Source organism: Propionicimonas sp. (assembly GCF_047606205.1).
GTDB lineage: Bacteria > Actinomycetota > Actinomycetes > Propionibacteriales > Propionibacteriaceae > Propionicimonas.
This window is the reverse complement of the sequence record NZ_JASGES010000037.1, coordinates 1-9,688: the sequence shown is the minus strand read 5'-3', so window position 1 is coordinate 9,688 and position 9,688 is coordinate 1. Positions and strand designations below refer to the sequence as shown.

Below are 9,688 nucleotides of genomic sequence, written 5' to 3'. Positions count from 1 at the left end.
CTGGCGGGCGTCACCGACACCGGCACGGTGGCCGCGCGGTCGCCGCTCCGTGCCGAAACCGGCTCAGCGGCCGAGCCGGGCGCCGAGCTCCACCGCGCAGCCGGCGAGCGCCCCGGTGGTGGCCGGATCCCGCATCCACAGCGGGACGGCCGCCGCGACCAGCCCGAGATCGCGGACCTCCTCGAGCTGATCGGCGTCCGACTCGTCGACCAGCCAGGCGTCCAGCACCCCGTGCGTGCGGTGGTACCACCCGGCGACGCCGGCGGCGGTGACCGGGACCCCGAGCGCGCGCAGGCACTCGCCTGCCATGCCGCGGACCGGTCCGTCCCCGATGATCGGGGACACCCCGACCACGGGGGCCGCCGAGGACCGCACCGCGTCGGCGATCCCCGGCACGCCGAGGATGGTGCCGATCGACACGACCGGGTTGGAGGGCGGGAAGAGGATCAGGTCGGCGGCGGTCAGCGCGTCGAGGACGCCGGGCGCGGGCCGCGCCCGCTCGACCCCCTTCTGGACGAACCCCCGGGCCGGAAGCCCGGCCCGGTGCCGCACCCACCAGCTCTCGAAATGGATGAGGGTTTCGCCGTCAGGAGTGGGGTCGCAGAGTTCGATCCAGGTCTCGACCTCCTGGTCGCTCATCGGCAGCACCTCGGCGGTGACACCCCACCGGACGGCGAGCCGCCGGGCCACCTCGGTGAGCGTCCGGCCCTCGCGCAGCATTGCGGTCCGGGCGATGTGGGTGGCCAGGTCGCGGTCGCCCAGGGTGAACCACTCCCCGCCCGCCCCGTAGGCGGCGAGTTCGCCGGCGACCACGTAGTGCTCCTCGCTCCTGCCCCAGCCCCGGGCCTCGTCGATCCCGCCGCCCAGGGTGTAGACGAGGGTGTCGAGGTCCGGACAGATCCGCAGCCCGTGCAGCCACAGGTCGTCCCCGGTGTTCACCACCACGCTGACCGCGGTGTCCGACCCGGCGAGGTGGGCGAGCAGGCCGCGGGTGAACCGTGCGCCGCCCACGCCGCCGGAGAGGACGACGACGCGACCGGGCACCTCCGGCCTGCTCACCGGGCCGCCGGGCGGGCCGGCGGCGTCACGAGGGCCCGAGCTGGGCGAGCCGGGGCCCGACCCGCTCCGCGAACTCCTCGACGAAGGAGGCCGGCTCGCCCCTCGGCATCACGGTGACCAGGTCGATGCCGAGGGCCGCGTACTGCTCCATGTCGGCGAGGAAGGCGTCGGTCGCGCCGAGCGGGTCGCCGCCGGCCATCATGGTCTTCTGGATGCTGTCGTACTCGCGTCCGAGGTCGTCGCAGTGGCGCCGCAGCACGTCGAGTTTCGCGGCGACCCCGTCGGCACCGATCGAGAACAGGTTGCAGGCGTCGGCGTACTGCGCCACCAGCCGCAACGTCTTCCGCTCACCCCCTCCACCGATCAGGATCGGCGGCCGGGGTGTCGAGACCACCTGCGGGAGGTTGATCGTCTCGGCGAGCTGGTAGTGCCTGCCCTGGTACGGGCCGTCGTTGTCGCTCCACATCTGCAAGACGATCTGCAGGGTCTCCTCCAGCCGCTCGAAGCGCTCCTTGAGGCTGGGGAAGGCCACGCCGAGCCCGAGGTGCTCGCGCTCGTACCATGCGGCGCCGATCCCGAGGATCGCGCGGCCACCGGAGAGGATGTCGAGCGTCGTCACGATCTTGGCCAGCAGGCCCGGATGCCGGTAGGTCACCCCGGTGACGAGCAGCCCGAGGGGGATCCGTTCGGTTCGGGCGGCCAGGAACCCGAGGGTCGTGTAGCCCTCCAGCATCGGCTCACCCGCCCCGCCCATGCTGTCCAGCTGGAAGTAGTGATCCATCAGCGTGAACTGCGCGGCCCCGCCCTGCTCCGCGTTGATGGCCGCGGCCGTGATCGTCGCGGGGAGCGCCGCCGGATCCGACGGCGTGGAGAAGTGGGGGTAGTGGATGCCGAACCGCATGATCGTCCTCCGTGAACTGTGTACCCCGGCCACGGTAGCCCCGCGCGCCGCGCCGCGGGAGGCCCTCGCGGGCCGACCGGTGGCGAGGGTTACCCACTCCGGCCGGGCCGCGCCGGCTTGTAGCATCGGGTTGATCCCGTCACGCTGTGGAGGACCATGTGGACGCCAACCCGTACGCACGCTTCAACGACGCCGTCATCGAGGAGTTCCGGACGAACAACGGCACGGTGGCGAGGTTCGGCCGCGGGCTGGTGCTGCTGCACCACATCGGCGCCCGGAGCGGAGCGGAACGGATCACGCCGGTGATGGGCCTGCGCGACACGGCCGACGCGTGGCTGGTCGCGGCGTCCAAGGCCGGCGCCCCGGACAACCCCGCCTGGTACCACAACCTGCTCGCCCACCCGGACGTGGAGATCGAGACCCCCGACGAGGGCACCGTCCGGGTGCACGCCGAGGCGCTCACGGGTGAGCAGCGGGACAGCGCGTGGGCGCGGTTCACCGCGATCAGCGAGGGCTTCCGTTCCTACCAGCAGAACACGACCCGGGTCATCCCCGTGCTCAGGCTCACCCGGCGCTGAGCGACCTCAGGCGGGGTGCGAGGTCGCGTTCGAAGAGTTCGAGGAAGCGCCGCTGGTCCGCTCCGGGGGCGTGGAAGACCAGGTGCGTGAAGCCGAGCGCGACGTACTCGCCGATCGCCGCGGTGACGGCGTCCGGGTCGTTGCCGACGATCCAGCGGGACGCGATCTGGCCGATCGGCAGGGCGTCCGCCGCGGCCTCCATGGCGACCGGGTCGGTGATGTCGTGCTTCTGGTCCGCGCTGAGCGCCAACGGCGCCCAGAACCGGGTGTTCTCCCGCGCGGTGTCGAGGTCCTCGGCGTAGGAGAGCTTGATCTCGATCATCCGGTCGAGATCGGTGAACTCCCTGCCTGCGGCCGCCGCCCCCTCGGCGATCGCGGGGACGAGCTTGTCCGCGTACAGTTCGCGGCCCTTGCCCGAGGTGACGATCACGCCGTCGCCCGCCCGTCCGGCGTACTTCGCCACCACGGGGCCGCCGGCGGCCACATAGACCGGGACGGGAGTCCCGGGCCGGTCGTAGATGGACGCGTCGTGGGTGGAGTAGTACTCGCCGGTGAAGCTGACCCGTTCCTGGGTCCACAGCGCCCGGATCAGCCGGACCGCCTCGCGGAGCCGGGCGAACCGTTCCCTGAACTCGGGCCAGCCCTGTTCGCCGGGGCCGGCGAAGCCGGTGGCGATCTCGTTGAGGGCTTCGCCGGTCCCGACGCCGAGCCAGATCCGCCCCGGGTAGAGGCTGCCGAGCGTGGCGAACGCCTGCGCGATCACGGCGGGGTTGTACCGGAAGGTGGGGGTCAGCACGCTGGTGCCGATCCGGATCGACCGCGTCCGCTCACCGACCGCGGCGGCCCAGACCAGCGAGAAGGGGGCATGGCCGCCGTCGTGGCGCCAGGGCTGGAAGTGGTCGCTGGTGGCGACCGACTCGAACCCGTGCTGCTCGGCCGCGACGGCGAGCTCCACCAGCTCCCGCGGCCCGAACTGCTCGGCGGACGCCTTGTAGCCCAGTGTCAGTGTCATCAGTCTGCCTCCGGTGTCGTCGGGACTTTCGCCGCCTGCGCGTCCCGGTACCCCCGTTCGTAGCCGAGCCGCTCCGCCTCCGCGCTCCCGAGCCGGAACAGGTCGCTGGCCGCCTCCCGGATGATGCTGGACGCCCCCGGCAGGTCGAGGTCTCCGACCGCGCCGGGCAGGCCGCGGACGACGGCGACGGGGAACCCGCCCGTCTTGCCCTTCACGAGATCGGCCGCGGCGGCCAGTTCGTCGGCGAGGCACGGCCGGGTCACGCGCAGCGGCCGGCCCGCCGAGTCCACCCGGCCACGCAGGTCGTCGAAGACGTGGACGCCGGCCGCGCCGATCGCGATGTCGGTCTGCCCGTCCCGCCACGCCCTGCCGAGGGTGTCGCTCACGATCACCCCCAGGCGTGCCCCGGTCCGCGTCCGCAGCGCCTCGGCGAGCTCGCGGGCCGAACGGTCCGGATCCTCCGGCAGCAGCAGCACCGTGCCCGGGGCCGTGTTGGACGCGTCCACCCCGGCCGCGGCGCCGACGACACCCAGCCGGTTCTCGACGATGCGGGTGACCCGCCCGTCCTTTCCGGTCCGGCTGGCCACGACCCGTACGGTCTCGGCATCGATGGCCGCCTCGCGGTCGAGCGCCCGGATCGCCCTGCCCTCCGCCTTCGAGACGATCTTGGAGGTCACCACGAGGACGTCCCCGTCGGCCAGGGGCCGTCCGTCGAGCGCGATCGAGGCGAGGACCACGCCGACCAGGTCGTCGCCCGCCCGGATCTCCGGGATCCCGGGCAGCGCCCAGACGCTCAGTCCGGAGGGATTGCCGGTCATGCCTTCCTCCTCCTGGCTGGTCGCCGCGGCAGGGTGTGAACCAGTGCACCACGTTCGGTGGACGATCTCACAGTGGGGGCGTTGTGTCTGCCGGCAGCTCCCGCCGCGGCCGCGTCCGGAGTGGACGCGGCGGCGCGGCCGGCCCCGCTGCACCACAATCGGGTGGGTGGAGCGGTTCTCCCTCGGGGATGCGGCGGAGCTGGCCGGTGACGTCGGGCCCGACCAGCGCCTGATCGGGGTCCTGGCCGAACTCGACGGGCCGGTCGGGGAGGCGGTGCTCCGGGACGCCGTCACGGGGTCGCTGCCGCGCCTGCCCCTGCTGCGACGGCGGCTGGTCCGGTCCGGCCGCGCCACCTGGAAGGCCGGCTGGGAGACGGTGCCGGTGCGGCTCGCCGACCACATCGTCACCGAATGGGTGGACGACCCGGTGCGAGCGAGCGAGCGCATCCTCGTTCGTGGGCTGCCCGAGGACGTTCCGCTGTGGCGCCTGGTCGTGCTGGACTCGCCCGGCCGGCACCACCTGCTCTTCCTCGCCCACCACGCCCTGCTCGACGGGGCGTCCGCGATGGCCGTCGTCGGCGACCTGGTGGGCGCCTCCGGTCCGGGCCTGCCCACCGCGCGCCGGCCCAACCCCCTGCTCGCCCCGCTCGGCCTGGTCGCGGGCGTGGCGCCCGGCGTTTCCGCGACGTCGTTGCTGACGCCGCTCACCTCCGGCTTCCGGATCGCGTCGATCGACGTGCCGCTCGCGCCGCTGCGCGCGGCGAGCCGGGCTGCCGGCGCGACCGTGAACGACGCGGTGCTGCTCGCCGTCGCGGAGGCGCTGCGGGCCGCGGCCGCAGCGCGGGGCGAGCAGTTGCGCCGGATCTGCCTGAGCGTGCCGGTCGCGGGGCAGCCGCAGCCCGGCAACCGGCTGGGCCGCAACCAGGTGGGTGCGTTCGTCGCCCCGGTCCCGCTGCGGCGGCCCGGGGAGGACGACCGTGCCCTGCTGGCCCGGGTCGCGGGCCGTACCCGCCGGCGCAAGCTGCTCGCCCGCAGCTACCCGGGCACGCCGGCGCTGTCGCTCGTGCTCGTCGCGCTGGGCCGGCTGGGCTGGTACCGACCGCTGTTCTCCCGCCAGCGGGCGATCACCAGCCTGGTCACCAACCTGCGCGGCCCCGCCCACCCCGTGCGGCTGGCCGGCGCCCGGGTCCTGTCGCTGACCCCGGTCAGCCCCGCCCTCGGCAACGTGACCGTCGTCTTCGCCGCGCTGAGCTACGCCGGGACGCTGCGGGTGACCGCCCGGCTGGACCGCAGCGTCTGGCCGCACGAGGACCTGATCGTGGCCGCGACCGGCGCCTGCCTGCGCCGGATCGCCAAAGGGCCCTGCCGAACCGCCGACGACGGTCGTGCGGGTGACCAGGGTGAGGGCGGGCGGTCGATCGACTGACGGTCCTCCCGTCGGCCCGGTGGCTATCGTGTGGCCATGGTGGACGCTCCCGACCTCCGCAGGGCGGTCAAGCCCGGGGAGCGCGACGAGCCGCCCGTCGAGCGCGAGGGGCGGGTGTGGCGGATCCGCGCGCTGGAGCCGGCCCGGCAGGTGCTGCGGGCGCGGGGTCGAACCACCCAGGCCGGGTTCACCGCGGAGTGGATCCCGAAGGGGTGGCTCTCCCACCACCCGATCCTGATCTCCGACGGCCCGCCGCACGACGAACAGCGCAGCAAGGTCGCCCGGTTCTTCGCGCCCGCCGTGGTGGGGGAGCGCTACGCCGCGGCCATGGAGGCCTGCGCCGATCGGCTCCTGGCCACCGCCTCGGCGAACGGTTCGATCGTGCTGGACGAGCTCGCGCTGCACTACTCGGTGGAGGTCACGGCGGGAGTCGTCGGGCTGACCGCCTCGCCCGTCCCCGCGATGGCACGAAGGCTGGTCGCCTTCTTCACTCAGCCGCCGCTCGACATCACCCGCCCCGACCTCGGCCGCACCCGGCGGCAGTGGGCCCTCGCCGCCAGGAACGGGCTGGTCCCGATCGTGCGGTTCTTCTTCTCCGATGTCCGTCCGGCCATCCGCGCGCGGCGGCGCCGTCCGAGCGGCGACGTGATCAGCCACCTGATCGCGGAGGGCTACACCGACGCCGACATCCTGCTCGAGTGCATCACCTACGGGACCGCGGGCATGGTCACCACCAGGGAGTTCATCTCGATGGCCTGCCTCCATCTGCTGGCGAACCCCCCGCTGCGCGATCGTTACCTCACCGCGGGTGCGGTCGAGCGGGCGGCGATCCTGAACGAGGTGATCCGGCTGGAGCCGGTGGTTGGCCACCTCTACCGGCGCGCGCAGGCCGAGGTCGAGATCACCCACGCCGGGCAGCGGTGGACGATCGAACCCGGGGACCTGATCGACGTGGGCGTCCGGCAGGCGAACGCCGACCCCGGCAGGTTCGGTGAGGACGGCCTCCGGCTGTGTCCCGGCCGGCCGCTGCCGCAGGGAACGAATGCCGCGGGGCTCAGCTTCGGCGACGGCGCGCACCGCTGCCCCGGCCAGCCGCTGGCGATCCTCGAGGCCGACGTCCTGCTCCGCCGGCTCCTCGCGTTGCGGCCCCGGATCGCCGCGGCGCCGGTCCTCGGCTGGGACGACCTGATCGAGGGCTACCGCCTGCGCGGGTTCCGGCTGGACCTCGGCGGAGGCGCCGGATGAGGACCACCCCCGGTCTGGACGACGCGTTCGACCGTGCCGCTGGGCGCTACGACCTGCTGACCCGGCTCAACCCCGGCTACCACCGCCACCTGCGAGCGGCCGCGCAGGCCCTGGTCGAGCGGATCGGCGCCGGCCCGGCCCCGCTCGTGCTCGACCTCGGCTGTGGCTCGGGCGCCTCGACGGCCGCCCTGGTGGCGGCCCGGGACGACCTCAGGGTGGTCGCGGTGGACGCCTCCTCCGGCATGCTCGCCCGGGCCAGGGCGAAGCCGTGGCCGGCCGGGGTGGAGTTCGTCCACGCCACGGCGGAGGCGCTGCCGGGCCTCGGCCTGCCGTCCGCCGCAGGAGCCCTCGCCGCCTACCTGGTTCGGAACATCCCCGAGGACGGCAGGGACGAGGTGCTCCGGATCATCCGCGACCGGCTCGCCCCCGGTGGCTGGCTGGTCGTCCAGGAGTACTCCGTGGCGGGGCGCCGGTCGGCGGTGCTGGCCTGGACCCTGGTCTGCCGGCTGGTCGTGGTCCCGCTCGCCCGGCTCGTGCACGGTTCGCCCCGGCTCTACGGCTACCTGTGGCGCAGCGTCCTCGACTTCGACAGCACCGCCGAGCTCGCCGATCGCCTGGTGGGTGCCGGCTTCACCGAGGTCGCACACCGGGACGCGACCGGCTGGCAGCGGGGGATCCTGCACACCTGGGTCGCGCGCCGTCCGGCCGGGTGAAGCCGGCCAGGCCTGGGTCGATCCCGTCGCGACGACGACGTCCCCGGCGCGCCGGGCGGGCCATCCGTCCCAATCCCGGCTGCGGGAGCGGGGTGCCGGCCGCTCCGAGGGGGTAACGCTGGGTCAAGGCGGGGTGAGGAGGCCCATGGCGGACAAGCAGGCTCCCGGGGCCGGCGGCGGCCGTCCCGCCGGCGTGCCTTCCCGCCGGACGGTCCTGCGCCCGGCCGGCCTGCCGAACCCCTTCGCCGAGCTGCACAGGTTCCTGCGCGCCGCCCTGCTCGACCCGGTCGCGACCCTGCCGCTCGACCCGCCGTCGATCGTCCGGCGCCGCCGCGCCGTCGTCGGTGCGACCCTCGTCGCCGGGGCGGTGTGCCTGGGCTGGACGCTGCGGCTCGCGCCCGGGGATCCGCTGTTCCCCGCGGGAACGCTGGTCCTGGCGGCGATCTGGGTGGGGGGAGCGCTCGGATCGGGCCCGCTGCACCTGGGCCGGGCCCGCAGCCGCGCGGGGGCGCGCCAGAGCCGCGGCGTCGTCCAGGCCCTGGCCCTCGGCGTGCTGCTGCTGGGGGTGTTCCTCGCCGGTGCCGTCGTCACCGCCGGACTCCCGGTGCTGCGGGACCCCGTCCAGCACCTGCTCGACCATGCGCGGTACGGGTCGCTCGCTCTGATCGCCGTGCTGACCGCGCTCAACGGCGTCGCCGAGGAGCTGTTCTTCCGGGGCGCCCTGTTCGCCGCCCTCCCCCCGCGCCGGGCCGTTGCCGGTGCGGCGCTCGGCTCCGCGCTGGCCTCCGTCGCGAGTGGAGTGCCCCTGCTCGTGTTCGCCGCCGTCGTGCTCGGCCTGGTCACCGGTGGGCAGCGAAGGGTCACCGGCGGGGTACTGGGGCCAGTGGTGACCCACCTCACCTGGAGTCTCGGGATGCTGTTCGGGCTCGCGTTCGCCCTACCCGCTGGGAGTTGAGATGACCGCACGACCCCGGGCCCTCGTCACGGGCGCGAGTGGCTACATCGGGGGCCTGCTGGTGCCCGAGTTGCTGGACCGCGGATGGGCGGTCCGCGTCCTGTGCAGGGACGCGACGCGGCTGGCCGCGCGGGAGTGGTACGACCGGGTCGACGTCGTCGAGGGCGACGCGGCCGACCCCGCCGTCCTCGACCGTGCCCTGGTCGGGGTGGAGGTCGCGTACTACCTGCTGCACTCCATGGGCGGCGGCCGGGACTTCGTCGTCCGCGACCGGCGCCTGGCCGAGGGCTTCGCCGCCGCCGCGCGCAGGGCCGCGACCGGCCGGATCGTCTACCTCTCCGGACTGCACCCGGACGGGCCGTTGTCGCCGCACCTGGGCTCCCGCGTGGAGGTGGGCAGGGTGCTGCTCGGTTCGGGGGTCCCGACCGCGGTCCTGCAGGCCGGAGTCGTGCTGGGTGCAGGCTCGGCCAGCTTCGACATGCTGCGGTACCTCACCGAGCGGCTGCCGGTCATGGTGGGCCCGAAGTGGTTGCGCAACCGGATCCAGCCGATCGCGGTCGGCGACGTCCTGTACGACCTCGTCGGCGCCGCGCTGCTGCCGGCACACCTCAACCGCAGCTTCGACATCGGCGGGCCCGATGTCCTCACCTACGCCGACATGATCCGTGGCTACGCCCGCGTCACCGGCCTGGGCGGCAGGCTGGTCGTCTCGGTGCCGGTGCTGACACCGCGGCTGGCCAGCCTGTGGGTGGGGCTGGTCACCCCGGTGCGTGCCGAGATCGCCCGCCCGCTCGTCGGCAGCCTCGTGCACGAAGCCGTGGGCAGGGAGGACGACCTGCGCGACTTCGTCGGCACGCCTCCCGGTGGCCGGACGTCCTTCGAGGACGCGGTGCGGCGCGCGACCGGAGGGCCCGGCCGGGCCGAACCGCACCGGGCCGCGGCGCTGATCGTGCGGGGAGGTGCGCTCCTCGCCGTGGCCGT

The 9,688-nt window shown here is 74.4% G+C and carries 10 protein-coding genes; 6 read left to right on the top strand and 4 right to left on the bottom strand.

Annotated features, from left to right (window positions below; genetic code table 11):
* Nucleotides 1–63 precede the first annotated feature (63 nt).
* Both cofD and QM633_RS02315 read right to left on the bottom strand, forming a co-directional pair.
* Entirely contained in the window at nucleotides 64–1,044 is a 981-nt protein-coding gene (cofD, locus tag QM633_RS02320; RefSeq protein ID WP_415152111.1) for a 2-phospho-L-lactate transferase, read from the bottom strand.
* 40 nt (nucleotides 1,045–1,084) lie between these two features.
* A complete protein-coding gene (locus tag QM633_RS02315) occupies nucleotides 1,085–1,960 on the bottom strand; it encodes an LLM class F420-dependent oxidoreductase (RefSeq protein ID WP_415152110.1) in 876 nt (291 codons plus the stop codon).
* 146 nt (nucleotides 1,961–2,106) lie between these two features.
* On the opposite strand from QM633_RS02315, the gene QM633_RS02310 reads away from it, so the two are divergent.
* Nucleotides 2,107–2,538, top strand: coding sequence for a nitroreductase/quinone reductase family protein (locus tag QM633_RS02310; protein ID WP_415152109.1), 432 nt, complete (start codon nucleotides 2,107–2,109; stop codon nucleotides 2,536–2,538).
* On the opposite strand, the gene fgd is transcribed toward QM633_RS02310, so the two are convergent.
* Both fgd and cofE read right to left on the bottom strand, forming a co-directional pair.
* Nucleotides 2,525–3,550, bottom strand: coding sequence for a glucose-6-phosphate dehydrogenase (coenzyme-F420) (fgd, locus tag QM633_RS02305; protein WP_415152108.1), 1,026 nt, complete (start codon nucleotides 3,548–3,550; stop codon nucleotides 2,525–2,527). The two genes, QM633_RS02310 and fgd, sit on opposite strands and share 14 nt — an antisense overlap.
* Nucleotides 3,550–4,368, bottom strand: a complete 819-nt coding sequence (gene cofE / locus QM633_RS02300) for a coenzyme F420-0:L-glutamate ligase (protein ID WP_415152107.1) — start codon at nucleotides 4,366–4,368, stop codon at nucleotides 3,550–3,552. The genes fgd and cofE overlap by 1 nt, the downstream gene beginning before the upstream one ends.
* Before the next feature lie 166 nt (nucleotides 4,369–4,534).
* On the opposite strand from cofE, the gene QM633_RS02295 reads away from it, so the two are divergent.
* The 5 genes from QM633_RS02295 to QM633_RS02275 all read left to right on the top strand — a co-directional run.
* Nucleotides 4,535–5,794 (top strand): WS/DGAT domain-containing protein, encoded by a 1,260-nt coding sequence (locus QM633_RS02295; RefSeq protein ID WP_415152106.1) that lies wholly within the window; start codon nucleotides 4,535–4,537, stop codon nucleotides 5,792–5,794.
* Nucleotides 5,795–5,830: 36 nt separating this feature from the next.
* Nucleotides 5,831–7,039, top strand: a complete 1,209-nt coding sequence (locus QM633_RS02290) for a cytochrome P450 (protein ID WP_415152105.1) — start codon at nucleotides 5,831–5,833, stop codon at nucleotides 7,037–7,039.
* Nucleotides 7,036–7,752 carry a class I SAM-dependent methyltransferase gene (locus tag QM633_RS02285; RefSeq protein ID WP_415152104.1) on the top strand — a complete coding sequence of 239 codons (717 nt, stop codon included), beginning with the start codon at nucleotides 7,036–7,038 and terminating at the stop codon, nucleotides 7,750–7,752. Before QM633_RS02290 ends, QM633_RS02285 begins: the two co-directional genes overlap by 4 nt.
* 145 nt (nucleotides 7,753–7,897) lie before the next feature.
* Nucleotides 7,898–8,707: a CPBP family intramembrane glutamic endopeptidase gene (locus tag QM633_RS02280; RefSeq protein WP_415152103.1), complete on the top strand. Its 810-nt coding sequence runs from the start codon at nucleotides 7,898–7,900 to the stop codon at nucleotides 8,705–8,707.
* A 1-nt stretch (nucleotide 8,708) separates the two neighbouring features.
* Nucleotides 8,709–9,688: NAD(P)H-binding protein (locus QM633_RS02275; protein ID WP_415152102.1), on the top strand; the 980-nt coding region annotated here is incomplete at its 3' end.